The following is a 25,092-nucleotide window of genomic DNA, read 5'->3' as shown; positions in this document are numbered from 1 at the left end:
GGTACCCGTACGGGCTAAGTCGCCTGTCCCCACCTCCTGATCGGACGCTCGTGGTCAACCACATCCATCGCAGTGCTGTTGTCGGTGACGGCGTCGAGCTCGGCGACGGCATCACCATCGGTCCGGGTGCCGTCGTGCTCGGTCCGTGCGTCGTGGAGGACGGTGCGTGGATCGGCCCCGGCTGCGTCATCGGCACCCCGCCGGAGATCACCTCGGCCGAGCACAACCGGGCGTGGGACGGCGACCTGACGCACGCCGGCGTGCACATCGGCGCGCGAGCGGTGATCCGCGAGCTGAGCACTGTCCACCAGGGCTCGTACCGGGCGACGACCATCGGCGCCGACTCGTGGCTGCTCAACCGGGTGTACGTGGCGCACGACGGCCTGATCGGTGCGGGCGTGACGCTCTCGGCCGGTGTGTCGCTGGGCGGGCACGTCCAGATCGGCGACCGGGTCAACGTGGGCATGAACGCGGCCGTGCACCAGCGCCGCGTGATCGGCACCGGCGCGATGGTCGGGATGAACACGCCGGTGTCGAAGGACGTGCCGCCGTTCGCCCGCGCCTACGGCAGCCCGATCCGGCTGAACGGCGTGAACTCGGTCGGCATGAGCCGCTCCGGCATCTCCGACGCGGCCATCACCGCGCTCGCCGAGGCCTACGCGGCGGGTCGCCTGCCCGCTGAGATCCCCGCGGAGCTGGAGATCGCCTTCAAGTGGTGGGCCGAGGTCGAGCCGGCGAAGCCTCTCGTGGCCTAGAACCAGCGCTCGAGCACCATCGCGACGCCGTCCTCGGAGTTCGGGCCGGTGACCTCGTCCGCGGCGGCCCGAGCGGCCTCGTGGCCGTTGGCCATGGCCACTCCGTGCCCCGCCCAGCCGAGCATCTCGACGTCGTTCGGCATGTCCCCGAACGCGATGACGTGCTCGCGGTCGACGCCGAACCGTTCCGCGACGTCGGCCAGCCCGGACGCCTTCGTGACGCCGTGGACGGAGGCCTCGATCAGGCCGTTGTTCGTGGAGAAGGTGAGGTCGACCTCGCCGTGCAGCACCTCGTTGATCGCGGCCGCCATCTCCGCGCTGGTCATGGCCCGGTGCCTGATCAGCAGCTTGGTCGCGGGGTGGCCGAGCGTCTCGGCGCGGGTGAGGCCGCTGTGCGGGCCCTCGGGCCACGGGTGGGTGTAGCTGAGTTCGGCGACGAACGTTCTGTCGTCCTTCGGCGTGCCGACGAGCTCCACCGCGTACGTGCAGTCGTCCAGCACGCTGTCGACGGCGGACACGATGTCGTGCAGCTGCACCGGGCTGAGTGTGCGCGCCCAGACGATCTCGTCGCGGCCGATGTCGTAGAGCACCGCACCGTTCGCGCAAACAGCGAGCCCGTCGAGGCCGGCCTCCTCCGCGATCCGCGGGATCCAGCGCGGCGGCCTGCCGGTCGCGAGCACGAACGGCACACCGGCCGCGAGCACGCGTGCGACCACCTGTGCGGTGCGCGGACTCACCGTCTCCTGAGGGTTGAGCAGGGTTCCATCGACGTCGGAGGCGACCAGGCGCGGCTGTTCCACACCGTCATCTTGCCTTCTCGACTACGCGAGCCAAGTTCGTAAGCAGCTGAACAGCTGGTTACCTTACGTGCGTGCGCGTAGGCATCGTGATTCTCCCGGAGCACCGCTGGTGGATCGCCGAACCCAAGTGGCGCGCGGCCGAGGAGTACGGGTTTCACCACGCGTGGACCTACGACCACCTCGGCTGGCGCACCCTGGTCGACGGTCCCTGGTTCGGCGCTGTCCCGACCCTGACAGCAGCCGCGCTGGTCACCTCGCGCATCAGACTCGGCACGTTCGTCGCGAGCCCGAACTTCCGTCACCCGGTGCCGTTCGCCCGTGAGCTGCTGGCGGTCGACGACGTGTCGGACGGACGGTTCACGCTCGGCGTCGGCGCAGGTGGGGACGGTTACGACACGGTCGTGACGGGGTCGAAGCCGTTGCTGCCGCGCGATCGGACGGCCCGGTTCCGCGAGTTCGTCGAGCTGCTCGACCAACTGCTGATCAAGGACCGCACGTCGTGGAGCGGGGAGTTCTTCTCGGCCGAGGAGGCCCGCAGCGCACCCGGTTGCGTGCAGCGGCCGCGGCTGCCGTTCGTGGTCGCCGCGAACGGGCCCAAGGCGATGGCCGTGGCGGCCAGGTTCGGGCAGGGGTGGGTCACCACCGGACCGCCGACCGAGGACGTCGATGCGTGGTGGCAGGGCGTGGCGCAGCTCTCCGAACAGTTCACTGAGACGTTGGCCACGCAGGGCCGCACGTCGCGGGTCAACAGGTACCTGAACCTCGACTCGTCGCCGGTGTACTCGCTGTCGAGCGTCGAGTGCTTCGTCGACGCCGTGGGCAGGGCTGCTGAGCTGGGCTTCACCGACGTCGTGGCGCACTGGCCGCGGCACGACGGCATCTACATGGGCAGTGAGCAGGTGGTCGAGGACGTCGCCGCCGAGGTGCTGCCGACGCTCGATCGGCACCTGTAACGGCGGACGGCCGGAAACTAGATTCCGTCACTGTGCGCTCAGTTGTGGTGATCGGTGGCGGAATCGTGGGGCTCGCGGTGGCGGCCGAGCTGGCCTCGCGCGGCGATCGCGTGACGGTGCTCGAGAAGGAGAAGCGCTGGGGCGCACACCAGACGGGCCACAACTCGAACGTCGTGCACGCCGGCCTCTACTACAAGCCGGGATCGCTGAAGGCGCGGATGTCCGTCGCGGGCAACGCGTCCATGGTCGCCTTCGCCCGCGAGCACGGCGTGCCGGTCGACGTGTGCGGCAAGCTCGTGGTCGCGACCTCGGAGGACGAGCTCCCCAGGCTGCACGACCTCGCGGCGCGCGCGGAGGCGAACGGCGTCCCGGCGAAACTGATCTCGGCCTCCGAGGCGCGCGAGTACGAGCCCGAGGTGTCGTGCGTCGCGGCGTTGCGTGTGGAGAGCACGGCAATCATCGACTTCCCCGCGGTGTGCTCCGCGCTGGTGGACTTGCTGTCATCGCACGACCTGCGTCTGCAGTCGCCCGCGCTGGCGATCCGTTCTGCTTCTGGCGGCGTGGAGGTGGCGACGCCGCAGGGCGTGATCCGGGCGGACGCGCTGGTGAACTGCGCCGGCCTGCACAGCGACCGCGTGGCGCGACTGGCCGGGCTGACGCCGTCCGCGCGCATCGTGCCGTTCCGCGGTGAGTACTTCGAGCTGCGCCGCACGTCCCTGGTCCGCGGCCTGATCTACCCGGTGCCGGACCCGACGCTGCCGTTCCTCGGCGTACACCTGACCCGCATGCTCGACGGCAGCGTGCACTGCGGCCCGAACGCCGTGCTGGCACTGCGCCGCGAGGGCTACCGCTGGCGCGACATCTCGCTGGCAGACCTCGCCGACGTCGCCCGCTTCCCCGGCACGTGGCGGCTCGCCCGCAAGTACGCCCGCACCGGCGCCGAGGAGGTCCTTCGCTCGCTGTCACGCAAGCGGTTCGCGGCCTCGTTGGCGCGGCTCGTGCCCGCCGTGCGCGAGGACGACCTGGTGCGCGCGGAGGCGGGCGTGCGGGCGCAGGCGATGCTGCCGGACGGGTCACTGGTCGACGACTTCCTGATCGAGATGGCGACGCGCCAGGTGCACGTGTTGAACGCGCCTTCACCGGCCGCAACGGGTTCACTGGAGATCGCCAAGTACGTCGCTGACCGCGTGGTGCTGCAGTCCTGACGACAGCGCGCAGGGCCGGACGAGTGTCCGGCCCTGCGCGCTGTCATGTCAGACGATCGCCCGGTGGCTCGCCCAGTGGGCGCCGGTCCACATCGGGCCGCCCCAGCCGAGACCGCCTGCACCGTTGCCGACGTAGTAGGCGAGGTTGCCGTCGGCGTCGATACCGGCAACATCGGTCTTGCCGTCACCGTTGTAGTCGGCGGCCGTGATGAGGCGTTGGCCAGCCCAGTGCCCAGCTCCGCTCATCGCGTTGCTGTAACCGATACCACCGACACCATTACCGGCGTACAGCTCCATCGTGCCGGTGGCCGAAATCGCGGCGATATCCGCCCGCCCGTCACCGTTGAAATCACCTGCGGCGATAGCTCGCTGACCGGCCCAGTGCCCAGCTCCGCTCATCGCGTTGCTGTAACCGATACCACCGACACCATTACCGGCGTACAGCTCCATCGTGCCGGTGGCCGAAATTGCGGCGATGTCCGTCTTACCGTCACCGTTGAAGTCGCCCGCAGCAATAGCCTTCTGGCCTGACCAGTGCCCGGCCCTGCTCATCGCGTTCGAGTAGCCGAGATCGCCGGCACCATTACCGGTGTAGAGCTCCATCGTGCCGCTCGACGAGACAGCGGCAATGTCCGCCTTACCGTCACCGTTGAAATCACCTGCGGTGACGAGTCGCTGCCCAGCCCAGTGCCCGTTTCCGCTCATGGCCTTGCCGTAATGGACCCGCCCAGCACCATCACCGACGAAAAGAACCATGGTGCCGTTGGGGTCGATCGTCGCGATGTCAGTCTTGCCGTCGCTGTTGAAGTCACGACCGGGTGACGTGCCCATCCTGTTCCAGACGAAGTTTGCGATGGTCAGCCCCTTTTCGAGATCTGCACGATAGTTCGACCCGTCCGGAAAACCCGATTTCTGAATTTTCTGGCAGATGGTGGGAATGTCGCCGCTCTGCCAAGCATTGTTCGGATAGTGACCGTTCATCGCGTTGAGAAAGGCGTTCGTGGCGTAAGCCGGGTCGATCAGCTGTTCGGGCGTCCCCCAGCCCATGCTCGGCCGTTGCTGGAACAGCCCCAGGCTGTCCGCGTCCTCTGGAACACTGACGTTGTCCAGGTCCGTCTCGGTGACCACGGTCGTGAGTGCAATCTGCAATGCACGCAAGCCAAGGCCTCGTGACTGGACCTGCCGGGCAACCGCTCTGGCACATGACATCTTGTACCCGGTCATCCAGCTGATCTGAGTGCGCAGCTGGCTCGCCAGCGCGTTGTCCTCAGCTGTTACTCCGGCAGAACTGCACGGAGCAGTCGAGCGAGCGGATGCGGTCGTGGTGAGGCCCAACACGAGAGCACCGGCAACGCCGACAACAGCGGTGACTTTGGTGAGCAGCGTTGATTTCATGATCCCCCCTTGACAAATCTCGAGTACGGACATCACGCGAGAGCGCGATGGTTGGACCAGTGAGTGCCGTCCCACATCGAGCCGCCCCAGCCGAGGCTGCCTGCACCATTTCCGGTGTAGTAGGCAAGGTTGCCGTCAGCGTCGATACCGGCGATGTCCGTCTTTCCATCGTTGTTGAAGTCACCCGACGTGATAGCGCGCTGACCGGACCAGTGGCCTGTACCACTCATCGCGGCGCTGTAACCGAGACCGCCTGCACCGTTACCGGTAAACAGAGCCATCGTGCCTGCGGCGTCGATGCCCGCAACATCGCTCTTGCCGTCACCGTTGAAGTCGCCCGCAACGATTTTGGTGAAGCCGTTCCAGTGGCCGGCACCGCTCATCGCGTTCGAGTAGCCGAGACCACCAGCGGCATTACCGGCGTACAGCTCCATCGTGCCGGTGGCCGAAATCGCGGCGATATCCGTCTTACCGTCACCGTTGAAGTCGCCAGCGGCAACCGCACGCTGACCAGACCAGTGTCCGGCCCCGCTCATGGCGTGCGAATATCCGAGATCGCCGGCACCGTTACCGGTGTAGAGCTCCATCGTGCCACTCGACGAGACAGCGGCGATGTCAGCCTTGCCATCACCGTTGAAATCACCCGTGGTCACGAGTCGCTGCCCAGCCCAGTGCCCATTTCCGCTCATGGCCTTGCCGTAATGGACCCGCCCAGCACCATCACCGGCGAAAAAAACCATGGTGCCGTTGGGATCAATCGCCGCGATATCGGACCGACCGTCGCTGTTGAAGTCCTTGATGTTCGCGACCGACTCCAGCACATTGTGGTAGCGGCGCGGTTCGTAGCCCGCAGCGGTGCTCGCGGACCAGGTGCGCTCGACCGTCGGTGCGCCGTTCGGCGCCGCCTGCTCGCGGACGACGGGCTGCGTCTTCGCGACGTCGGCCCAGCGGACGAAGAGCGCCACGTGGCCGTCGTTGAGCAGGGCGTCACCCGTGCGCAGGTCGGCGCGGTTGATCAGCGACGAGAAGTTCCGCAGGGTGAGAGTGGTCTCGGACCGGCCTAATCCCCAGATGAGCGAGACGTAGCCAGAGCAGTCGGTGCGGTAGCTCCCGTACTGGTTGGAGTAGCACGCTCCCTGGCTGTACGGGACGCGGGCGTCGATCCACGCCTGCGATCTGACGATCATCTGGCTGCGGGTCACACCGCCAGGAACGCCGATCTCCTGGCAGTAGAGCATCGCGTGGAAGTCATCGGTCTGAGGAGCTGGTGTGCCAGCGGCGGCAGCGGGTGCGGTGAACAGAGCGACAGTTGCAGCCGAGAGCAAAGCGGCAATGACTGTGTTGCGTGACATGTTGCCCCTTCGGTGACGGAGAGTTCTTCTCTCGCACCAAAGAGTGGCGATCACGCCTTCAAGCCACCTCCAAGTCGGCTGCAGCCGCCCTTACAGGTCACTTACAGGCACAGGATGTAGGCAGGCCTGACTACACCGGCTTGAGCACTTCCTGGCCGCCCATGAACGGACGCATGGCCACCGGGACGGTGACGGAACCGTCGGCGTTCTGGTGGTTCTCCAGGATCGCGACGATCCACCGCGTGGTCGCCAGCGTGCCGTTCAACGTGGCGGCGATCTGCGACTTGCCGTTCTCGTCCCGGTAGCGCACGTTCAACCGGCGCGCCTGGAACGTGGTGCAGTTCGACGTCGAGGTCAGCTCGCGGTACTTCTGCTGCGTCGGCACCCACGCCTCGCAGTCGAACTTGCGGTGCGCCGACATGCCGAGGTCACCCGTGGCCGTGTCGATGACGCGGTAGGGCACCTCGATCTTGGCGAGCATCTCCTCCTCCCACGCGAGGAGCCTGGCGTGCTCGGCCTCGGCCTCCTCGGGGCGGACGTAGGAGAACATCTCGACCTTGTTGAACTGGTGCACGCGGATGATGCCGCGGGTGTCCTTGCCGTACGACCCGGCCTCGCGCCGGTAGCACGACGACCAGCCCGCGTACCGCTTCTCGCCGTCGATGATCTCGTCGGCGTGGTAACCGGCGAGCGGCACCTCCGACGTGCCGACGAGGTACAGGTCGTCGGCGGGCAGGTGGTAGATCTCGCTCGAGTGCGCGCCGAGGAAGCCGGTGCCCGCCATGATCTCCGGCCGCACCAGCGTCGGCGTGATCATGAGCTGGAAGCCGTTGGCCGTGGCCTGCTGCGCCGCCATGTTGAGCAGCGCGAGCTCCAGCTGCGCGCCGACACCCTTGAGGAAGTAGAACCGGCTGCCGCCGACCTTGGCGCCGCGCTCCATGTCGATCGCGCCGAGCTTCGTGCCCAGGTCCAGGTGGTCCTGCGGCTCGAAGTCGAACTGGCGCGGCTCGCCGACGGTCTTGAGGACCACGAAGTCGTCCTCGCCACCGACCGGCGCATCCGGGTGCACCAGGTTCGGGATCTTGGCGAGGAGCTCGTTGACCTCCAAGGCGGTGGCGGCCTGCTCGGCCTCGGCGGTCTTCACCTCTGCGGCCAGGTCTTTGGCCTTGACGAGCAGGGCGTTGCGCTCGTCGCCCTTGGCCTTGCCGACCTCCTTGCCGAGGACCCGCTGCTCGGCGCGCAGGGTGTCCGCGCGGGAGATGGCGGTCCGCCGGCGCTCGTCAGCGGACAGCAGGGAGTCGACGACGCCCTCGTCCTCGCCACGGGCGCGCTGCGAAGCGCGCACGATCTCCGGGTTCTCGCGCAACACCTTGAGGTCAATCACCCGGAGAAGGGTAGTCCCCGTCCGTTGCGTCCTTCACGCGGATATCCCGTCCGCCCTGTTCAACGGACGATGGCGCGACGGCGTTGGAGGGTGGACGCCACAGGGGAGGTCCGCTTGCGGGACAGGTTTCTGCCCGATCCCAACGCCGCCGAGTTCCGCGATGAGGCCGTGCGCGACACGCGCGCCGGCTTGGCGATCCTCGTCGGCATCGCGGTGCTGGTCATCGCCGGGTGGGGGATGCCGTTCGCCATCAGGGTCATCGCCGAGGACGGCGTCCACGGCACCTACGTCGTCCAGGACACGTCGTTCGACTGCCAGCCCTCCCGCGGCACCTGCTACAGCCGCACCGGCACGTTCACGAGCGACGACGGCAAGGTGGTCCGCACCGGCGTGCACGTGCGCAACAGGCTGCCCCAGCCGGTGCGGCACGGTGATCGCATTCCGGCGTTCGACCTGGGCAAGCCGGACCGGGTGTACACGAAGGTGGGCAGCAACGGGCCGCCGGTGGCGCTGCCGTTCCTGGGCCTCGTGGTGGGGCTGTTAATCCTCGGCGGCGGGTCGAGGTACTTCTGGCTCAAGCGGAAGCGCAGGTGAGTGCGGTGCTGGAGCTCTGGTACAAGAACCGCCTGGTCAGGTGGGCCGGAACCATCGTCGGTTTGCTGCTGATGGTCTTCGGCGGACCGGCGCTGGTGAGGTCGGTCAAGATCGCAGGGGGCCACGGCATCCCCGGCTACTACCAGGTCACCGGCGAGCCCGACTGCAGCGGAGTCACCTCCAACTGCTTCTCCCCCGACGGCACGTTCACCAGCGACGACCGCACGGTGACCCGCACCTCGGTGCAGGCGCGGCTGCCCAAGCCGGTGAGCCGTGGCGACCTGTATCGCACGTACGACGTCGGTGACGACGACGAGGTGTATGTCAAGACGAACAAGGGCTGGCACATCGCGTGGCCCTACTGGGTGTTCCTGACGGGCCTGTTCCTGTTCGGGCTGGGCGTGCAGCACTTCTGGCAGAACTGGAGGTCCCGGAAAAGGCAGGAACCCGATGCCACGTGAGCACCGGGTTCCTGGGAAACGTGTGACTAGATGATGGCGACGGCCACCACGAGGCCGAGGGCCACGTGCGCGGAGGCGACGACGACCGAGGCCGGGGCGAAGCGGTCCGACTCGATCAGCGCGCCGATGTCCAGGCGGGTCACCCACTCCAGCAGCCGCACGGCCGCCACCTGCACGATGATGCCGAGCAGGCCGTAGATCAGGGACGAGAGCAGGCCCTCGTCGAGCTTGCCGGCCGAGCTGTAGATGGCGACGACGACGATCAGCGCCATCGAGACGAGGCCGGAGGCGGTCACGATGACGGCGTTCGGGGCGCCGTTGCGGACGAGGGCGGACAGCTTGCCCGGCGTCGTCCAGTCGATCGCGTAGAAGCCGAAGACCATGAGGACCAGACCGACGACGGCGTACAGCGCGATCGCGCCGATGCCCCGGCCGATGGCTGAACCGAAGCCGGGGTCCAACGCGAGGTTGTACATCATTTGCTGTTCCCTTTCGGAGTCTTACTCAACAATTCGATGCGGCACGAACGCCGCGCCATCGTCGGTCACTAGGCCGACTGTTTCCCGGATGCCGAGGCCGGCGGACGTGTCGCCGACGACCCAGGCGCCCAACGCGGGGCGGTAGCCGTCGAAGTCCGGAAGCGGATCGAACAGCTGGTACACGAAACCCTCTTTGCCGTACACGCCACCGGTCTGCGTTTCGTAGCCGGGGGCGACGATCTGGATGTTCGACCCCTCACGGCCGAGCAGGGGCTTGCGCACGTACTCGGTGAGCATGCCGGGGTCGTTCAGGTAGGCCGGGAGCAGGTTGGGGTGGCCCGGGTACATCTCCCACAGGATCGCGAGCAGCGCCTTGTTGGAGAGCAGCATCTTCCACAGCGGCTCGATCCACAGGGTGCCCGGCAGCGACTCGACGGCGTGGCGGCCGAACTGCTCCTCGACCACCCACTCCCACGGGTAGAGCTTGAACACCGTGTTCATCGGGACCTCTTCGAGGTCGACGAACCGGTTGAGCAGGGTGTCCCAGCCGATGTCCTCCATCGAGATGCCGACCGTGTTCAGGCCGGCCTCCGCCGCGGTCTCCTGCAGGCAGGCGGCGGTGAGGTGGTCCTCGCCGGACGGGTCGGCGCTCGACCAGCTGAAGTGCAGCTCACCGGAGGGCAGCTTGGCGCCGATCTCGGTCCAGCGCTCGACCAGGCGCTCGTGCAGCGAGTTCCACTGGTCGTCGTCCGGAAAGACGTCGGTCTTCCAGTACCACTGGATGTACGCGGCCTCCAGCAGTGACGTGGGGGTGTCCGCGTTGTACTCGAGCAGCTTCGCCGGGCCGGACCCGTCGTAGCGCAGGTCGAAGCGGCCGTAGACGTTCGGGTCGCGGCGGCGCCACGACTCGGCGATGTGCGGCCACACCCACTCGGGGATGCCGAAGTCGCGGTACCGCTCGGTGATCACCACGTTGTCCACCGCGTCGAGGCACATGGAGTGGAGGAGCTCGACATCGGCTTCGAGCGAGAGGATCTCGCTCATCTCGAACACGTAGTGCACCGACTCGTCCCAGTAGGGGCGGTCGGCGCCGTTCGCGTACTTCGCGGGCAGGCCGAAGACCAATCCCTGGTCAGAGACCGTGCGCTGCCAGTTCGGCCGCGGTTGCGAGGTTTCACGCCGCAACTGCTCAGCCTCCGCTGCTCTTCGAGCCGCTGCTGATGCCGAACCCGCCGCGCTGGATGGACGTGCCCGACTTCGTGGTGACGTTGGCGCCCTTGGGAACCGTGTAGCTGCCGCCGCTCACCTTCTGACCGACCGCGCCCGAGCCGCCGTAGTTGTAGCGGTACGAGTTGCTGCCGATGTAGATGAAGCCGCCGCTGCTGTACCCGCCGTGGCTGCGGTAGTAGGTGTCGTCGCAGTAGTCGTCGTCGACGATGACGTTGTTCTGGTCCGTGCACTGCGCCGTGACGTTCTTCGGGCTCGCGGCCGCGTACCAGATCGCCACCAGCGCGACGACGCCCACGGTGACACCGCCACCGATGAGCAGGCGTTTGCGCGTCTTGCGGCGCTTCTCGAACGCGGCGGACTCGGCGGCGAACCGCTCCTGCTGCGCCTTCAACGCGGCGGCACGAGCGCGCTGCTCGGCGACCGTCGGCTGCCGAGGCTGCGTCAGGCCGGCCTGCTGCTGGCGCACGCTGCCCTTGCCCTTCGCCGGCGCGGGCGGCGGACCCGGCTGGTGGGGCCCTGGCTGCGGTACCGGCACCTGCGGAGGCAGCTGCTGGTACGGCTGTTGCGGCTGGCCGTGCGGTCCCGACGGTCGCCCAGGTTGGGGCGTCGGCTGGCCAGGTCCTGGCACGTTGTTGTCAGTCATCACCACTCCCGCGGGCAAGGTACCGAGCGATTCGGCTGAACGATGGCCGATTGAGTGACGAGTGTCCTAATAGCAACACTCCACCCAACCCGGCGAACAGCCGTCTCACACAGCACGGGCATCATGGATGAGATGTCTCCGAGCGCCGGTTGGTTGAGTCGATCAGGTCACATCCGCGACACGCGGCTTGTGATGGTTGGCGCATTCGTCGGCGCGTTCGCCCTGTTGATGTTGTCCGCGTTCACGTCCGTGCTGGCAGGAGGCCCGCTCAGCACCAAGCGTGAGCTCGTCAACGCGGCTTACCAGGCGAACGCGGGCGAGTGCCTGAACTGGGAGCGCAAGGACCTCTCCGACGCGCAGAAGGTCGACTGCGGCGCCGCCCACCGCTTCGAGGTCACCGGCACCGCGGACATCACCACCGCGTACCCCAAGGATGCGCCGTTCCCGAACGCCGAGGCCTGGGAGAAGATCTCGCAGGAGCACTGCGCGCAGGCGGCCACCACGTACATGGCCGGCAAGCTCGACCCGGAGGGCAAGTACGGCGTCAGCACGCTGAACCCGGACGAGAAGCGCTGGTCGGACGGCTACCGCCAGATCCGCTGCGGCCTGCAGGTCACCGCGCCGTCCGGGGCCGCCCTGCCGTCGTACGGCAGCGCCAGGACCCAGGACCAGTCGAACGTCTACGACCCCGGCATCTGCCTGGCCCTCGGCGAGGGCAACACGGTCGGCGACCCGGTGGAGTGTGCCCAGCCGCACGCGTTCGAGATCGTCGGCGTCGTCCAGCACCCCGAGGGCGAGTTCCTGGCGATCGACAAGCAGGACGCGATCATGTCGGAGAAGTGCGCGGCCATCGCCGCCGAGTACACCGGCGGCGCCGACCTGAAGGCCAAGGGCCTGCTCGTCACCTGGGACACCCGCTCCGAGAAGAGCTGGGCCGTCGGCTCCCGCAAGGCCAACTGCAAGATCGGCGCCGTCCCCCAGGGCAACAACCTGGTGGCGTGGAAGGACAGCGTCCGCAACCCCAACGGCGCCCCGCTGACCACGGCGAACCCGCCCCAGACCACCTCGGTGAGGCCCCAGGACGAGCCCACCGGCGCCCCGCTGCACTCGGAGTCCGGCAAGCCGCCGTCGGAGTCGGGCAAGCCCTCCGACTCGGGCAAGCCCGACAAGCCGTCGTCGAGCGCGCCCACCACCACCAGCGAGAACCGATGACCGTCGAGATGACCAGGGCGCGCTTCGACGAGCTGGTCGAGGAGGCCCTGGATCTGGTCCCGCCCGAGTTCACGCACGCGATGAACAACGTGGTGGTGCTGGTCGAGGACCGCAACCCGGACGAGCCGTCACTGCTCGGGCTGTACCAGGGGATCGCGCTGACCGAGCGCAACACGGACTACGGCGGCTCGCTGCCGGACCACATCTTCATCTACCGCGAGGCGATCCTCGACATCTGCGACTCGGAGGAAGACGTCGTGGAGGAAGTGATCATCACCGTGGTGCACGAGATCGCGCACCACTTCGGGGTGGACGACGCGCGGCTGCACGAGCTGGGCTGGGGCTAGATTTCGACGCCCGCCCGCTGGACGGCTGACTCTTGCACCCTCCGCTGACGCCAGCGATCCGACTGAGACACGACGCCGTCAGCAACTCGGGGCTGGCGCAGGTGGAGTGTGCTCGGATGGCGTGCTGGGCAACCCTGTTCGGCGGGTCTTTGGCGGACGTGGCTTTCTGACGCGCGTGACGTGACCCGGCGCCCGTCCGAGCGGTCTCGGAACGGAAGCAGCCGAAGGCGATCGAGTCCGGGAGCGCAAGGGCTTCCGAAGCTGGCTCCGAGCCGCCGTAGATCGCGCGGCTAGACCTCGACGCCGGCCCACGACCGGCACACCCAGCCGTCGCCCTCGGTCTCCAGCACGACGACACCGGTGTTCGGCAGCAGGTTCTCGGCCAGCTCCACCGGCACGTTGTCCGCCAGCGCGAGCGCGCCCATCCGGCCGGCGCCGCCGTGGGTCACGACCATGACCGTGCCGTCCTGGCGGATGCTCTCGATGGCGCCGAGGAACCGGTCCAGCACCTGCTGCCCGGTCTCGCCGCCGCCGGGGAACGGCACGTCCAGCGCACCCTCGGCCCACTGCATCACGGTGTCCAGGTAGGTCTTGTAAGCCTCGATGTCGTTGCGGCCCTCAAGCGAGCCGACCTGGATCTCGTGGATTCCGTCCAGGATCTGCACGGGCAGGCCGAAGCGTTCGGCGGTGGGGAGGGCGGTCTGCTGGGCGCGCAGGCCGATGCTCGCGTAGACGGCGACGATCTCTTCGCCGGCGAGGGTGTCGGCCAGTTCGCGGGCCTGCTTGTGGCCGAGTTCGGTGAGCGGAGGGCCTGGCATGGCCGTGTCCAGCTTGCGTTCGATGTTCGACGCCGTCTCACCGTGCCTGACCAGCAGCAACCTCACCCGCGTTCGCCCTTTCTGACAGCATCGACCCAGGTGGCAGCTGCGGCGAACTCGTCGTTGCGAGCCTCTACGGGCTCGTGGTCGGCCTTCGGGAAGGACCCGAGGAACCTGATTTCGCGCGAGTGTCGGTGCAGCGCGGCCAGCGCGTCACCGATCCTCGGTTCTGCGATGTGCCCCTCAACGTCGATGTAGAAGCGGTACTCCCCCAGTTTGCCCTTCGTGGGGCGCGATTCGAGGCCGGTGAGATTGATGCCACGCAACGCCAGCTCGGTCAGCAGCTCCGACAGCACGCCCACGCGGTTCGGGGTGGTCACGACGACGCTCGTGCGGTCTGCTCCGGTCGGCTCAGGCAATGAGCCCGGTCGGCGCAGCAGCAGGAAGCGGGTGCGTGCGTCGGCCACGTCCAGCACGTCCGTCGCGTACTCGTCCAGCTTGTAGTGGTGCACGGCGACGGGGGCGGTCACGGCGGCGTCGAACTCTCCGCGTTCGACGGCGGCCGCAGCGGCCGCGGTGGACGACGTGGCGATCGAGGTGACGCCGGGCAGCGAGTCGGCGATCCACTCGCGGACCTGCGCCAGGGCGTGCGGGTGCGACGCGATCGTCTTGATCTCCGTCGTGCCCGGACGGACCAGGACGCTGAAGCGGACGTCCAGCACCGTCTCGGCCACCGCCACGACCGGCTCGTCGCGCACGAGGGCGTCCAGGGTCGCGGGCACGGCGCCCTCGACGGAGTTCTCGATCGGCACGCACGCGAACTCGGTTTCGCCCTTGCGCACCGAGGCGATGGCGAGCTGAATCGTGTCCACCGGGACGAGTTCGGAGCCGAAGCGAAGCGCGGCCTGCTCGGTGAAGGTCCCTTGTGGTCCGAAGTACGCAATGCGCGGCATCGCGTCAGCCTAGAGGCGCACATCACGCGTGTGTCAGCGGCCAAACCTGGGTTCCGTCAGGACCGTTCGAACTGGAATGCTTGGGGCGTGCCCGCTCTAGCGCCAGAACTCGTGTTGTGCGCGGTCGACGAACCGATGGCGAACGCTTGGCTCGCCGTCGCGGACGGACGCACCGGAGTGCGGGTGCATCGCGGGTCCGTGCTGGACATCCACGCGCAGGCCATCGTCAGCCCGGCCAACTCCCAGGGCTGGATGCGCGGTGGCATCGACGCCGTCTACGCCACGGCGTTCCCACACGTCGAGAACAACGTTCGCAGTGCGGTACTCGCGCTGCACGGTGGTGAGCTGCCGGTGGGCGAGGCGCAGATCGTGGCGACGGGCGAGACCGAGCCAGCGTGGCTCATCAGCGCGCCGACGATGCGGCTGCCCGGTGAGCGGCTGCCGGTCGACACCGTCCACCCGTACCTCGCCGCGCGGGCCGTTCTGCGGCTCTGGCTCGAAGGTCGCCTGGAGGACGGCACGCTCGTGCGCGACGCCGTCCGCACCATCGCGATGCCGGGGCTCGGCACCGGGGTGGGAGGCGTCGCGCCGTCCACGTGCGCGCATCAGGTCGCGGCCGCGTGGGACGAGGCGTTCAACCCGCTCCACGTGTGACCGGCACTTGTGCACAACCCTGTGGACAAGGGTGTGGACACCTGTGGACTACTGCCTGGGGGCGACCCATCGCTCCAGGTCGAGCTCATCTGTGATGGGGATGCCGTAATCCCCAACCGCGGGGATCTCCGGCTTGAGCTTGCGCGCTTCCCGCACGGCGTCCGGCCTCAACGCCGACAGCTTGAACCCGCGCCGCTGATAGAAGCGGATCGCGTCGAGGTTGTCGTTCGTCGTCGTGAGGCGCACCCGAGTGCAGCCGAGGGTGCGCGCTTGGCGAACCGCGGCGTCGACCAGCGCGGTGCCGACGCCGCGGCCCCGCCGCAGCGCGTCAATCGTCACGATCTCCAGCTGGTTGTTCGCCACCGCGTAGGTCAGCAGACCCAGGACGTGCCCCTGCTTCTCCACGAGGAAGCCCGGCAGACTCGCGGGAAAGAACACCTCGCCGTGCGCCACGGCCGTGTGTGCTCCCCATAGCTCCAGTACCAATCGGGCGACAACTATGCGATCTGCTTCCTCGACCGGTCGTACCGAGCCTTCTGCCATGCCAAGAACTGTCTCAATCCGAGGCGTACTCGTGAACAGCCATTCGACGTACGGTGGATTCGTGCCAGTGCGCGTTCTGTTGGTTGACGATCACGAAGTGGTGCGCAGGGGGCTGCGCGAGATGCTGGACGACGAGGAGGACATCTCCGTCATCGCCGAGGCCGGCTCGGTCGACGAGGCGGTGACCCGGGCAGGGAAGACACCACCCGATGTGGCCGTCGTGGACGTTCAGCTGCCCGACGGCAGTGGCGTCGACCTGTGCCGGTCGTTGCGGGATCTCGGCATCCGCTGTCTCGTGCTGACCGCCTTCGACGACGAGGAGGCACTGGTCGGGGCCATCATGGCCGGGGCGTCGGGCTATCTGCTCAAGCAGGTTCGCGGCCAGGACGTCGTCACGGCCGTGCGGGAGGTCGCGGCTGGACGGTCCCTTCTGGACCCCGCGACGACGGCGCGCGTGCTCGAACGGATGCGCAATCCGGCCCCGGTCGGCCTCACCGATCAGGAACAGCGCGTGCTGGAGCTCATCGGAGAGGGTCTGACAAACCGCCAGATCGGTGAACGTCTCTTCCTCGCGGAGAAGACGGTCAAGAACTACGTGACGTCCGTGCTCGCCAAACTCGGCATGGAACGGCGCACGCAAGCCGCCGCCTGGGTGGCTAAACGGGGACGGACCAGGTGAGCGTCGTCCCGTTCGGCGAACTCACGACCCGGAAATCGCCACTCGCGGACTTCGCCCGCTCGGCGAGATGCCGCAATCCGCGCTGAGTCACACCGGACGGGATGCCGCACCCGTTGTCCGCGACTCGCAGCACCAGGTGCCGCTCATCGCGCCGTACGTCGATCTGCACGTGCGTCGCTCCTGAGTGCCGCACGACATTCGACAACGCCTCGCGCAATGCCGCCCGTGCGTCGTCGGCGTGCTTGCGCGGCACGTTCGCCAGATCGCCGGCCACGTGCAGGCGCGGCGAAAATCCGAGGAGCTCACCGGCCGTGCGGACCTCGGCGTTGATCGAGTCGAGCAGATCGGCGGAGCCGGCGGGGTCGGTATTGCGCAGCTTGCGGACGGTCGCACGGACCTCGGCGATCGTCTCGTCCACCAGCTCCACGGCCTCCTCGATCCTGGCGCGCTGCGAGGCGTCGAGCTTCTTGCCCAGCCGTCGTTCCAGCAGGCTGAGCTGCACGCCGGCGCCGTAGAGGCGCTGGATGATCACGTCGTGCAGGTCGCGGGCGATGCGTTCGCGCTCCTCGTAGACCGCGACGCGCTGCCGTGCCGTGAAGCCTTCCGCGAGCACGACCGCGAGGCCCGCCTGAGCCGCGAACGCCGTCAGCACGTCCACCGTCTCCTGTGTGAACGGCGGCTTGTCGCGCCTGCGGTAGACGGCCAGCGCACCGATCTTGCGGTCCGACGTGCCGAACGGCGCCACCGCGAACGGCCCGTAGCTCCGCAACGCCTGCGGCACGTACGGAGCGGTGCGCGGGTCGCTCGTCACGTCGTCGGCCATCACCGGAACGCCCGTGCGCGCTGCCTTCGCGGCGGCACTGCGCGGGCTGAGCGTGGCGACGATCGGTTCGCCGCTGGACGCCTCGACCGTGAGGGTGCCGTCGTCGTCGGCCGTGGCGAGCATGGCGAGGCCGAGGTCGGCGTCCGCGATCTCCGCGGCCGCCTCCACCACGAGCCTCAGCACGTTCTCCGGGTCTTCCAGCGCCGCCGACGTGATCTCGGTGGACGCGACGAGCACGCGCCGCGCCAAGGAGGGGTCCATGGTCCTCAACGGTATGCGGGCGTGCCGAGGTCCAGCACGAGGTCCGCCCTAGCCGCCTCGTCCGGGCGGTGGGTGATGTGCAAGATCGTCCGGTTGTCCTGCCTGAGCTGCTCCAACAGCTTCCGCGCGGTGGGTTCGTCGAGGTGCGCGGTGGGTTCGTCGAGCAGCACCACGTCGGCGTCGTGCAGCAACGCCCTGGCCAGCGCGAGCCTTTGCGCCTCACCGCCCGACACCTGGTCGGGGCGGATCACCGTGTCCAGCCGGTCCGCCCACTCCGGCAGGCAGGCCTTGCGCAACGCCTCCCGCAGCTCCTCGTCGTCGTGCGGGCCCGACATCCGCAGGTTCTCCCGGACCGTCGTGCTGACCAGCATCGGCTCCTGCGGGCACCAGGTCGCGCGCGGCAGCTCGACGATGCCGCGCTCCGGCGGCAGGAAGCCCAGCAGCAGCGCGAACAGCGTCGACTTGCCGCTGCCCGACGGTCCGACGATCGCGACGTGCGTGCCGGGCTCGATGTTGAGGTGGAGGTCCTTCAGCGTCGGCTCGGTCGCGCCGGGCCAGCGGACGTCGACGTTCTCCAGCCGGACCCGCTTGCCCCTGGGAGCTTCCGGACGTTCTGGAGCGTCGAACTGGAGCCGTGCGCTGGCCTCCTGCAACGCCTTGCGCTGCTGAGCGGCCAGCGGCAACGCCGCCAATGGTTCGGCGAGGGCGAGCGGGACCAGGCCCAGCACCGGATTGCCGGTCGTGGCGCAGACGAGGGCCGCCACACCGGTCGCGAGCAGGACGATCGCCGTGGCAGCGCCCGTGCCAAACGCTTGCTTGCGGGTCTCCCCCGCGAGCTCGACGTCCTCGGCGTGGAGCTGCGCCAACAGGCGGTGGTGGGCGTCGTGCGCGATGAGATCCGGTGCGGCGGCGAGTGCGTTGATCGTGTCGCGGGCGATCTTGCGGCGACCTCTGGCTAGCTTCGTGCTGGCCCGGCGTTCGGTCCAGACGGCGACGGCCGGAGCGGCCAGACCCGCCGCGAGCAGCAGGCCACCGAGCGTCAGAGCGGCAACCGGGTCGATGAACACGAACAGGATCGTGGTCGCGACGCCCGCACCGATGGCCACGACCGGCGGCACGAGGACGCGCGGCACCAGGTCGCGAACCGTGTCGGTGTCCTCGACGAGCCGCCGCAGGCCGTCACGGCGCTGGGTGCGGACGAGCCGCAGCCACAGCTCGGCACGCAGGTCGGTGGCGAGCTTGAACGCCTCGTGGTGTGTAACCAGGCGTTCGAGGTAGCGCAGCACGCCCTTGCTCAGCGCGAACGTCCGCACGCCCACGACCAGCACCGTCAGCGTGAGGATCGGCGGCTGCTCCGACGCGCGGAAGATCAGGTGCGCGGCCAGTGCTGTCAGCGCGATGCCGGCCAGCGTGGCGAGCACCCCGAGCCCTGCGCCCTTCCACGGGATCGGGAGGCGCTTCGGACGTTCCTGCTGCGTCTCCTCGGTGACGATCTTGACGATCGTCTCGTCCTCGTCCGACTCCTTGTCGCGGTGCGAGGCGAGCACGACAGCGGCCGTGGCGCTTGCTCTCTTGATCGCTTTGTCGACTTTGCGACTTGTCACCGGGTCGAGGTGCGCGGTCGGCTCGTCGAGCAACAACACCGTGGCGCCGTGGCGCACTCTCAGCAGGGCGCGCGCGACTGCGACGCGTTGGCGTTCACCGGTCGAGAGATCGGTGATGCGGCGGTCGAGGAGGTGTTCAGCCGCGACCTCGTGCGCGACCTCCTCGATGTCCTCGGCACCGGGGACGGTCAGTTCCAGCTCGGCGCGCGGCGTGGCGGCGGCGAACGCGGGCTTCTGCGGCACGTAGGCGATGTCGCCGGCCACGAACGCGGTGCCGTCCGTCGGCTCCAGGAAGCCGAGGAGCACCTGGAACGTCGTCGACTTGCCCGCGCCGCTCGCACCTTCGAGCCGGTGGATCTCGCCCGGCCGCACGTCGAAGGTGAGGCCGTCGGGAGCGAAGCCACCACGCCGGAGCACGCGCAGGTTGTCGACGTGGACGGCCCCGCCGGGCAGGCCCGGCCGGGTGCCGGGCTCGTGGTCGACGACCTCGGCGACGCGGCGAACGGCTTCCAGACCGTCCTCGCTGGCGTGGTGCGCGGCGCCCGCTGCCCGCAGCGGCAGATAGCACTCGGGCGCCAGGATCAGCACGACCAGTGCGGTCATCAGGGTCATGTCGCCGTGGACCAGCCTGACGCCGACACCGACCGCGATCAGCGCCACCGACAACGAGGCGGCGATCTCCAGCACCAGGGCGGACAGGAACGCGATCTTGAGCGTGCCCATCGTCGCCTTGCGGTGCTGTTCGCCGATCTGCCGGACGGCGGTGGCCTGCTGCTTGGCGCGGCCGAACACCGTCAGGACCGGGAGCGCACGGAGGAGTTCGAGGAGGCGGGCCGACAGGAGCTCGGTGACGTCCGCGGCCTTCTGCACGCGCTTCTCGGTGTACCAGCCGATCAACGCCGCGAAGAGCGGGATCAGCGGCACGGTGACCGCGATCAGGATCGCCGACGGCCAGTCCGTGAAGAGGATCCACGCGCCGACCAGCGGCGGCACCACCACTGCGGTGACCAGCGCCGGCAGGTAGCGGGTGAAGTACGCGTCGAGCGCGTCCAGGCCCTTGGTCGCGAGCACCGACAGCTCGGCCGTGCCGCGTTCGGCGATCCACGCCGGCCCGCGCTCGAACGACTTGGCGAGCAACTGGGTGCGCAACTCCTCCTTGGCACCGGCGGCGGCGCGGGCAGCGGCCGACTCCGTGGCCCAGGAGAGGCCGGCACGGGCGACGACCGCGACGGCGAGAAGCGGCAGCAGACCGGTGTTGCCGGTGATCACACCGGCGAGTGCGACCGCCTGGGCGACCAGCGCGAGGGCGTTGAGGAACGCCAGCGCGCCCACCCCGACGAGGGCGCGCCTGGCGTTCTTCGAGAGCTGGGGCAGTGCGCCCAGCGGGCCTCTGTTCATCTCAGTTCACCGGGATGTGCCGCACGCCGATGCGCTTGCGGAACACCCAGTAGGTCCAGCCCTGGTAGATGAGCACGGCGGGCGTGCCGAACGCGGCGACCCAGGTGATCACCTGCAGTGTGTACGGGCTGGAGGCGGTGTTGGCGACCGTGAGCGACCAGGCGTCGTTCAGCGTCGACGGGAGGACGTTCGGGTAGAGCGCGCCGAACAGGATCGCGACGCTCGCCGCGATCGCCAGTCCCATCAACGCGAACGACTGGCCGTCGCGGTTCTTGAGCAACCGCCACATCGCGGCGGCGAGAACCAACACGACCACGCCGGCCCACATGCCTGCGACGATCGCGAGCAGCGCGACCAGCGGCAGCAGTGCCACCGGCGCCAGCGTCAGCGCGACGCGGCGTGCCCGTTCGCGGATCTCGCCCTCGGTCTTCAGCGCGGTGAAGACAGCGCCGTGCACCAACGCGTAGCCCGCGAACGCAAGCGCGCCAACGACCGTGTCGAGCCGGATCGCCGCGAAGACCGAGCCCACGCGGTCGCCGTTCGCGTCGATCGGCAGGCCCAGCACCGTCGTCGAGATCAGCAGGCCGACGCAGAGGGTCGCGGTCCACGAGCCGACGATGATCACGGTGTCCCAGGCCTTGCGCCAACGCACCGACTCGACCTTGCCGCGGTAGTCGAACGCGACACCGCGGCCGATCAACGCGACGAGGAACAACGTTAGTGGCAGGTACGCGGCGCTCAGCAGCGCCGCATACCAGCCGGGGAAGGCCGCGAACGTGGCACCGATCGCGACGATGAGCCACACCTCGTTGCCGTCCCAGACCGGCCCGATGGTGTTGATCATGACCCGGCGTTCGGCGTTGTCGCGCCCGAGGACGGGCAGCAGCATGCCGACGCCGAAGTCGAAACCTTCGAGGAACAGGTAGCCGAGCCACAGCACGGCGATGAGCACGAACCAGAGCGTTTCCACGTCGCCTCTCCCCTAGTACGCGAACGCCAGGGCGCCGTCGTCGGTCTTCTGGGGCAGTACGCCGGGGATCCCGCCTCTGACGTACTTGCGGATCAGGTAGAACTCCACGACCGCCAGCGCGCTGTAGACCGCGGTGAGCGCGATGAGCGAGGTCAGGATCTCGCCGGGGGCGCTGTTGCTGACCGCCTGCGCGGTGAACATCCAGACACCGTCCACACCGGTCGGGTTCGGCACGACCACGAACGGCTGCCGCCCCATCTCCGTGAAGATCCAGCCGAAGCTGTTGGCCAGGAAGGGCGTCGCGATGCCGGCGAGGCCGAGAGCCGGGAACCACCAGCCGGTGGGCGTCCGGTTCCTGCGGGTCAACCAGAGCATGAACACGCCCAGTCCGGCCGAGATGGCACCGAACCCGATCATCAACCGGAAACCCCAGTACGTCACGGGAAGCGCGGGCACGTAGTCGATCGGCTTGCCGCTGAGCTCACCCAGCCGTTCGTCGACCGGGTAGAACTCCCCGTACTTCTCCTGGTACATCGGGACGAGGTCCTGGATGCCCTTGACCTCGCTGCTGAAGTCGTTGTGCGCCAAGAAGCTCAGCAGTGCGGGCACGGTGATGCTCTTGACGTTCTCGCAGTCGGGCCTGCTGACGTCGCCGATCGCGAAGATGGAGAAGCTGGCCGGCTGTTCGGTGTGGCACAGTGCTTCCGCCGCGGCCATCTTCATCGGCTGCTGCTCGAACATCAGCTTGCCCTGCAGGTCACCGCTGATGCTCAGCGCCGCGAACGCGACCACGCCGACCCACGTGCCGAGCTTGAGCGAGCTGCGCCAGACGCCCTCGTCCTGCGACTTGCGGTGGAGGTGCCAGGCGGCGATGCCCACGAGGAACGCTCCAGCCACCGCGAACGCGCCGGCGATGGTGTGCGGGAAGGCCGCGAGCACCGTGTTGTTGGTCAGCACGGCCCAGATCGAGGTGAGGCGAGGACGACCCTCGTGCATCTCGATGCCGACGGGGTGCTGCATCCACGAGTTGGCGGCGAGGATGAAGTACGCGCTGGCCATCGTGGCCAGCGAGAAAGCCCAGGCGCAGGCGAGGTGGACCTTCTTCGGCAGCTTGTCCCAGCCGAAGATCCACAGACCGAGGAACGTCGACTCGACGAAGAAGGCGACGAGCCCCTCCATCGCGAGCGGGGCGCCGAACACGTCACCCACGAACCGCGAGTAGGCGCTCCAGGCCATGCCGAACTGGAACTCCTGCACGATGCCCGTGACGACACCCATGGCGAAGTTGATCAGGAGGAGCTTCCCCCAGAACTTCGTCATCTTGTAGTAGCGCTCGTTGCCCGTGCGCACCCACGCGGTCTGCATCGCAGCGACGAGCAGCGACAAGCCGATCGTCAACGGCACCATCAGGAAGTGATAGACGGTGGTGATGCCGAACTGCCACCGCGCGAGTTCGAGTACGTCCACGTCAACGAGCGTATGTGTGGATCATGGCCCCGATCAGGTACGACGGTCCTGTCCGGAGTCGGGACCAAGGTCCCGTGCGCGAAGTCACCACTGTCGGGTGACATTCGTTCGGTAAGATGCTGGGTGCCAGAGGGGAGTAGTTCCCGGCGAGCTGTCAGCGCCGGCGTGGTGATCGACATACTGATCCGCCTTCGAGCAGATCCGGTCCCACACCCGTCTTGTACGGGCGAACGAGACCTCCGGCCGGGCTGCAGCATGCCCGGTCGGGGTCTGTTGCGCCTCCGTCCGGGCTCGTATTCGGACGTGGAGGACCTCTTGGCCACCTCAATGCTCGCGTTCATCACCGCTTTCGCGGTGGTGTTCCTCGTCGAGCTTCCCGACAAGACCATGGTCGCGACCCTGGTGCTGACCACGCGCTACCGCGCCTGGCCGGTGTTCACGGGCGTCGTGGCGGCCTTTGCCGTGCAGAGGGTGGTGGCGGCGGCCTTCGGGTCAGCGCTGACGTTGCTGCCGGACCGCGTGGTGTCCGGCGTCGTCGCCCTGCTCTTCGGCGTGGGCGCGTTCCTGCTGTTGCGCGAGGGGTTCTCGCGTGACGACGACTCTTCCGACGAAGCTGGGACGCGCGCTGACGTGCCGTTCTGGCGGGCGGCGCTGACGTCGTTCGGCGTGCTGTTCGCAGCGGAGTGGGGCGATGCCTCACAGCTGGCGACGGCCGGGATCACCGCTCGGTACGGGGCACCGTTGATGGTCGGCCTCGGCGCTTGGCTGGCGCTGGTCGCCGTCGCCGCACTGGCCGTGCTGGTGGGGCGGAAGCTTGCCGGGCGGCTGCCGACGCACTGGATCCAGCGGGTGGCCGGGGTGATCTTCTCGGTGTTCGCGGTGGTGGCGCTGGTCCAGGTGTTCTGATCACCAGACGGGGCGAAGTCCTGGCTGGTCGTCACCGTGGACGTGCTGCAGGTACGCGGTGAGACCGGTCTTGATGGTGGCGAGGCTGTCGGGCCCGATGGCCTCCGCCATCTCACTCTCCAGGTCTGACCACAGGTTGTCGGCGAACTTCAGGTAGTCACGCCCCTTCGTGGTCAGCGTGACGTACTGCGCCCGCTTGTCCGTCGGGTGCGGTTCGCGGATGACGTAGCCCCACTCGTCGAGCTCGTTCACGATCTTGGCGGCGGCCTGCTTGGTGACACCGAGGTGCTGTCCGATGTCGACCGTCGTCGCCCGCCTCGCTTTGAGGAAGCGGAAGACGTAGCCGTGCGCGGGGCGGAGCGGCTCCAGGCCGATCTGCGCGAGACGGTCGTGGAACTGGTCGCCCATGGCGCGGTACGTCATGGCCAGCAGCATCGGCACCGGTTCCATTGCGCACTCCTAGTAGACAACCTGGTTGACCTTATTCTAGGGTTAGACAACTTGGTTGACTACTTTGGAGGTTGTCTTGCTGGTCACGGGGGATTCCGCTGCTCGGCACGAGTTCGGCGGGTTCGTGTTCAGGCCGTTGGCCGCGCCGTCGACGGGCAGCTCGGAGATCGCGTTGTGGACGGTCGATGTGCCGGACGGGGGCGACGGGACGCCGCACTCCGCTTCGAAGGAGGAGGTGTTCTACGTGCTGTCCGGGTCGGTGACGATCCAGGAGCAGACGGCCGGGCCCGGTGACGTGATCGTGGTGCCCGCCAACACCGAGCTGTCGCTGACCGGCGGGCCGGCGCGGGTCCTCGTCGCCACTTCGGTGGGGATCAAGGGCACGCTGGCCGACGGGACGACGATCACGCCGCCCTGGTCGCTCTAGTGCCGTGACCGGCAGCCTTTGCCCCGTATTTCGACGTTCGGACGGGTGCATCGTGGCACCGGCCCCACGTCCTCATCCTGGTTGGCTGTGGGCGCGGGGCCGGTGTCACGAGGTGCCCTGCTGAGCGCCGGAAGACGCGGTGAAGGTTGCCGGTCACGGCACTAGTTTGCCGGGGAGCCTTCTTCTGGCGGCTCGGCCTCGGTGTCCGGGACTTCCTCGCGGAGTTCGCGGGCGATCTGCTTGGCCTCGTCGATGAGGTGCTGCGTGTCGTCGAGGCGTTCTTCGTCCGGTGCAGTCACGGGCATGGGATCGGCGGATTCGGTGATCGC

At 68.3% G+C, this 25,092-nt stretch carries 27 protein-coding genes; 11 read left to right on the top strand and 16 right to left on the bottom strand.

Going from position 1 to position 25,092, the window contains the following annotated elements:
* Window positions 1–50: 50 nt before the first annotated feature.
* A complete protein-coding gene (locus ABFX45_RS01710) occupies window positions 51–755 on the top strand; it encodes an acyl-ACP--UDP-N-acetylglucosamine O-acyltransferase family protein (RefSeq protein ID WP_109630514.1) in 705 nt (234 codons plus the stop codon).
* Here the strand turns inward: ABFX45_RS01710 and ABFX45_RS01705 are convergent.
* Window positions 752–1,555 (bottom strand): HAD family hydrolase, encoded by an 804-nt coding sequence (locus tag ABFX45_RS01705; RefSeq protein ID WP_233442570.1) that lies wholly within the window; start codon window positions 1,553–1,555, stop codon window positions 752–754. The two genes, ABFX45_RS01710 and ABFX45_RS01705, sit on opposite strands and share 4 nt — an antisense overlap.
* Window positions 1,556–1,626: 71 nt before the next feature.
* On the opposite strand from ABFX45_RS01705, the gene ABFX45_RS01700 reads away from it, so the two are divergent.
* Both ABFX45_RS01700 and lhgO read left to right on the top strand, forming a co-directional pair.
* Window positions 1,627–2,508, top strand: a complete 882-nt coding sequence (locus ABFX45_RS01700; RefSeq protein WP_109630512.1) for an LLM class flavin-dependent oxidoreductase — start codon at window positions 1,627–1,629, stop codon at window positions 2,506–2,508.
* 32 nt (window positions 2,509–2,540) lie between these two features.
* On the top strand, window positions 2,541–3,713 hold the full coding sequence (gene lhgO / locus ABFX45_RS01695; RefSeq protein WP_346127033.1) for an L-2-hydroxyglutarate oxidase: 1,173 nt from the start codon (window positions 2,541–2,543) through the stop codon (window positions 3,711–3,713).
* 48 nt (window positions 3,714–3,761) lie between these two features.
* Here the strand turns inward: lhgO and ABFX45_RS01690 are convergent, their stop codons facing one another.
* The 3 genes from ABFX45_RS01690 to serS all read right to left on the bottom strand — a co-directional run bounded on the left by ABFX45_RS01690 (window position 3,762) and on the right by serS (window position 7,844).
* The gene (locus tag ABFX45_RS01690; RefSeq protein ID WP_346127031.1) at window positions 3,762–5,108 is read right to left on the bottom strand and encodes an FG-GAP repeat domain-containing protein; all 1,347 of its coding nucleotides are present in this window, start codon (window positions 5,106–5,108) and stop codon (window positions 3,762–3,764) included.
* Window positions 5,109–5,140: 32 nt separating this feature from the next.
* A complete protein-coding gene (locus ABFX45_RS01685) occupies window positions 5,141–6,460 on the bottom strand; it encodes an FG-GAP repeat domain-containing protein (RefSeq protein WP_346127029.1) in 1,320 nt (439 codons plus the stop codon).
* 130 nt (window positions 6,461–6,590) lie between these two features.
* Window positions 6,591–7,844 carry a serine--tRNA ligase gene (serS, locus tag ABFX45_RS01680; protein WP_346127027.1) on the bottom strand — a complete coding sequence of 418 codons (1,254 nt, stop codon included), beginning with the start codon at window positions 7,842–7,844 and terminating at the stop codon, window positions 6,591–6,593.
* A 114-nt stretch (window positions 7,845–7,958) separates the two neighbouring features.
* Here serS and ABFX45_RS01675 point away from each other — a divergent pair, with 114 nt between their 5' ends.
* Window positions 7,959–8,438 carry a hypothetical protein gene (locus ABFX45_RS01675; RefSeq protein WP_346127025.1) on the top strand — a complete coding sequence of 160 codons (480 nt, stop codon included), beginning with the start codon at window positions 7,959–7,961 and terminating at the stop codon, window positions 8,436–8,438.
* 5 nt (window positions 8,439–8,443) lie between these two features.
* Window positions 8,444–8,899, top strand: a complete 456-nt coding sequence (locus ABFX45_RS01670) for a hypothetical protein (protein ID WP_346127023.1) — start codon at window positions 8,444–8,446, stop codon at window positions 8,897–8,899.
* A 26-nt stretch (window positions 8,900–8,925) separates the two neighbouring features.
* On the opposite strand, the gene ABFX45_RS01665 is transcribed toward ABFX45_RS01670, so the two are convergent.
* Genes ABFX45_RS01665 through ABFX45_RS01655 form a run of 3 tightly spaced genes read right to left on the bottom strand, consistent with a single transcriptional unit; the run spans window position 8,926 to window position 11,251 of the window.
* Entirely contained in the window at window positions 8,926–9,378 is a 453-nt protein-coding gene (locus tag ABFX45_RS01665) for a DUF350 domain-containing protein (RefSeq protein WP_109630489.1), read from the bottom strand.
* A 21-nt stretch (window positions 9,379–9,399) separates the two neighbouring features.
* Window positions 9,400–10,563 carry a glutathionylspermidine synthase family protein gene (locus ABFX45_RS01660; protein ID WP_112226358.1) on the bottom strand — a complete coding sequence of 388 codons (1,164 nt, stop codon included), beginning with the start codon at window positions 10,561–10,563 and terminating at the stop codon, window positions 9,400–9,402.
* Between the two features lie 4 nt (window positions 10,564–10,567).
* Window positions 10,568–11,251, bottom strand: coding sequence for a hypothetical protein (locus tag ABFX45_RS01655; protein WP_346127020.1), 684 nt, complete (start codon window positions 11,249–11,251; stop codon window positions 10,568–10,570).
* A 192-nt stretch (window positions 11,252–11,443) separates the two neighbouring features.
* Here ABFX45_RS01655 and ABFX45_RS01650 point away from each other — a divergent pair, with 192 nt between their 5' ends.
* Both ABFX45_RS01650 and ABFX45_RS01645 read left to right on the top strand, forming a co-directional pair.
* Window positions 11,444–12,463, top strand: coding sequence for a septum formation family protein (locus tag ABFX45_RS01650; protein WP_346127018.1), 1,020 nt, complete (start codon window positions 11,444–11,446; stop codon window positions 12,461–12,463).
* Window positions 12,460–12,810, top strand: coding sequence for a metallopeptidase family protein (locus tag ABFX45_RS01645; protein ID WP_112226360.1), 351 nt, complete (start codon window positions 12,460–12,462; stop codon window positions 12,808–12,810). Before ABFX45_RS01650 ends, ABFX45_RS01645 begins: the two co-directional genes overlap by 4 nt.
* Window positions 12,811–13,100: 290 nt before the next feature.
* Here the strand turns inward: ABFX45_RS01645 and ABFX45_RS01640 are convergent, their stop codons facing one another.
* Together ABFX45_RS01640 and pheA are read right to left on the bottom strand one after the other, a co-directional pair.
* Entirely contained in the window at window positions 13,101–13,694 is a 594-nt protein-coding gene (locus ABFX45_RS01640) for a histidine phosphatase family protein (RefSeq protein WP_346127015.1), read from the bottom strand.
* Entirely contained in the window at window positions 13,691–14,581 is an 891-nt protein-coding gene (gene pheA / locus ABFX45_RS01635) for a prephenate dehydratase (RefSeq protein ID WP_109630472.1), read from the bottom strand. The genes ABFX45_RS01640 and pheA overlap by 4 nt, the downstream gene beginning before the upstream one ends.
* 135 nt (window positions 14,582–14,716) lie before the next feature.
* Here pheA and ABFX45_RS01630 point away from each other — a divergent pair, with 135 nt between their 5' ends.
* Window positions 14,717–15,235, top strand: coding sequence for a macro domain-containing protein (locus tag ABFX45_RS01630; RefSeq protein ID WP_109633007.1), 519 nt, complete (start codon window positions 14,717–14,719; stop codon window positions 15,233–15,235).
* Between the two features lie 48 nt (window positions 15,236–15,283).
* On the opposite strand, the gene ABFX45_RS01625 is transcribed toward ABFX45_RS01630, so the two are convergent.
* Window positions 15,284–15,688 carry a GNAT family N-acetyltransferase gene (locus ABFX45_RS01625; protein ID WP_233439133.1) on the bottom strand — a complete coding sequence of 135 codons (405 nt, stop codon included), beginning with the start codon at window positions 15,686–15,688 and terminating at the stop codon, window positions 15,284–15,286.
* A gap of 151 nt (window positions 15,689–15,839) precedes the next feature.
* Between ABFX45_RS01625 and ABFX45_RS01620 the strand changes: the two genes are divergently transcribed.
* On the top strand, window positions 15,840–16,457 hold the full coding sequence (locus tag ABFX45_RS01620; RefSeq protein WP_267899846.1) for a response regulator: 618 nt from the start codon (window positions 15,840–15,842) through the stop codon (window positions 16,455–16,457).
* Here the strand turns inward: ABFX45_RS01620 and ABFX45_RS01615 are convergent.
* From ABFX45_RS01615 to ABFX45_RS01600, 4 genes are read right to left on the bottom strand one after another with little or no spacing between them, the layout of a single operon-like run.
* Complete coding sequence (locus ABFX45_RS01615; RefSeq protein ID WP_112226363.1) at window positions 16,435–17,541, bottom strand: GAF domain-containing sensor histidine kinase; 1,107 nt, start codon at window positions 17,539–17,541, stop codon at window positions 16,435–16,437. The genes ABFX45_RS01620 and ABFX45_RS01615 overlap by 23 nt on opposite strands.
* Window positions 17,542–17,546: 5 nt before the next feature.
* Entirely contained in the window at window positions 17,547–20,543 is a 2,997-nt protein-coding gene (cydD, locus tag ABFX45_RS01610) for a thiol reductant ABC exporter subunit CydD (protein ID WP_346127011.1), read from the bottom strand.
* A 1-nt stretch (window position 20,544) separates the two neighbouring features.
* Complete coding sequence (cydB, locus tag ABFX45_RS01605; protein ID WP_109630457.1) at window positions 20,545–21,513, bottom strand: cytochrome d ubiquinol oxidase subunit II; 969 nt, start codon at window positions 21,511–21,513, stop codon at window positions 20,545–20,547.
* A gap of 12 nt (window positions 21,514–21,525) precedes the next feature.
* Window positions 21,526–22,980: a cytochrome ubiquinol oxidase subunit I gene (locus ABFX45_RS01600; RefSeq protein ID WP_109630454.1), complete on the bottom strand. Its 1,455-nt coding sequence runs from the start codon at window positions 22,978–22,980 to the stop codon at window positions 21,526–21,528.
* A 327-nt stretch (window positions 22,981–23,307) separates the two neighbouring features.
* Here ABFX45_RS01600 and ABFX45_RS01595 point away from each other — a divergent pair, with 327 nt between their 5' ends.
* Window positions 23,308–23,886, top strand: a complete 579-nt coding sequence (locus tag ABFX45_RS01595) for a TMEM165/GDT1 family protein (RefSeq protein WP_346127326.1) — start codon at window positions 23,308–23,310, stop codon at window positions 23,884–23,886.
* Here the strand turns inward: ABFX45_RS01595 and ABFX45_RS01590 are convergent, their stop codons facing one another.
* Window positions 23,887–24,336 (bottom strand): MarR family winged helix-turn-helix transcriptional regulator, encoded by a 450-nt coding sequence (locus tag ABFX45_RS01590; protein ID WP_211337124.1) that lies wholly within the window; start codon window positions 24,334–24,336, stop codon window positions 23,887–23,889. It lies immediately after the preceding gene.
* A 76-nt stretch (window positions 24,337–24,412) separates the two neighbouring features.
* On the opposite strand from ABFX45_RS01590, the gene ABFX45_RS01585 reads away from it, so the two are divergent.
* Window positions 24,413–24,763, top strand: coding sequence for a cupin domain-containing protein (locus ABFX45_RS01585; RefSeq protein WP_112226365.1), 351 nt, complete (start codon window positions 24,413–24,415; stop codon window positions 24,761–24,763).
* A gap of 161 nt (window positions 24,764–24,924) precedes the next feature.
* On the opposite strand, the gene ABFX45_RS01580 is transcribed toward ABFX45_RS01585, so the two are convergent.
* Entirely contained in the window at window positions 24,925–25,062 is a 138-nt protein-coding gene (locus ABFX45_RS01580; protein WP_170154706.1) for a hypothetical protein, read from the bottom strand.
* Between the last annotated feature and the right edge of the window lie 30 nt (window positions 25,063–25,092).

Source organism: Lentzea roselyniae (assembly GCF_039537795.1).
Lineage (GTDB): Bacteria > Actinomycetota > Actinomycetes > Mycobacteriales > Pseudonocardiaceae > Lentzea > Lentzea atacamensis.
This window is presented reverse-complemented; position numbering and strand designations above follow the sequence as displayed.

Coding starts and splice junctions, on each gene's coding strand:
- ABFX45_RS01690 (WP_346127031.1), bottom strand. CDS start 5,108: ATGAAATCAACGCTGCTCACCAAAGTCACCGCTGTTGTCGGCGTTGCC.
- ABFX45_RS01685 (WP_346127029.1), bottom strand. CDS start 6,460: ATGTCACGCAACACAGTCATTGCCGCTTTGCTCTCGGCTGCAACTGTC.
- ABFX45_RS01665 (WP_109630489.1), bottom strand. CDS start 9,378: ATGATGTACAACCTCGCGTTGGACCCCGGCTTCGGTTCAGCCATCGGC.
- ABFX45_RS01655 (WP_346127020.1), bottom strand. CDS start 11,251: ATGACTGACAACAACGTGCCAGGACCTGGCCAGCCGACGCCCCAACCT.
- ABFX45_RS01650 (WP_346127018.1), top strand. CDS start 11,444: ATGGTTGGCGCATTCGTCGGCGCGTTCGCCCTGTTGATGTTGTCCGCG.
- ABFX45_RS01645 (WP_112226360.1), top strand. CDS start 12,460: ATGACCGTCGAGATGACCAGGGCGCGCTTCGACGAGCTGGTCGAGGAG.
- pheA (WP_109630472.1), bottom strand. CDS start 14,581: ATGCCGCGCATTGCGTACTTCGGACCACAAGGGACCTTCACCGAGCAG.
- ABFX45_RS01630 (WP_109633007.1), top strand. CDS start 14,717: ATGGCGAACGCTTGGCTCGCCGTCGCGGACGGACGCACCGGAGTGCGG.
- ABFX45_RS01615 (WP_112226363.1), bottom strand. CDS start 17,541: ATGGACCCCTCCTTGGCGCGGCGCGTGCTCGTCGCGTCCACCGAGATC.
- cydD (WP_346127011.1), bottom strand. CDS start 20,543: ATGAACAGAGGCCCGCTGGGCGCACTGCCCCAGCTCTCGAAGAACGCC.
- ABFX45_RS01595 (WP_346127326.1), top strand. CDS start 23,308: ATGCTCGCGTTCATCACCGCTTTCGCGGTGGTGTTCCTCGTCGAGCTT.
- ABFX45_RS01590 (WP_211337124.1), bottom strand. CDS start 24,336: ATGGAACCGGTGCCGATGCTGCTGGCCATGACGTACCGCGCCATGGGC.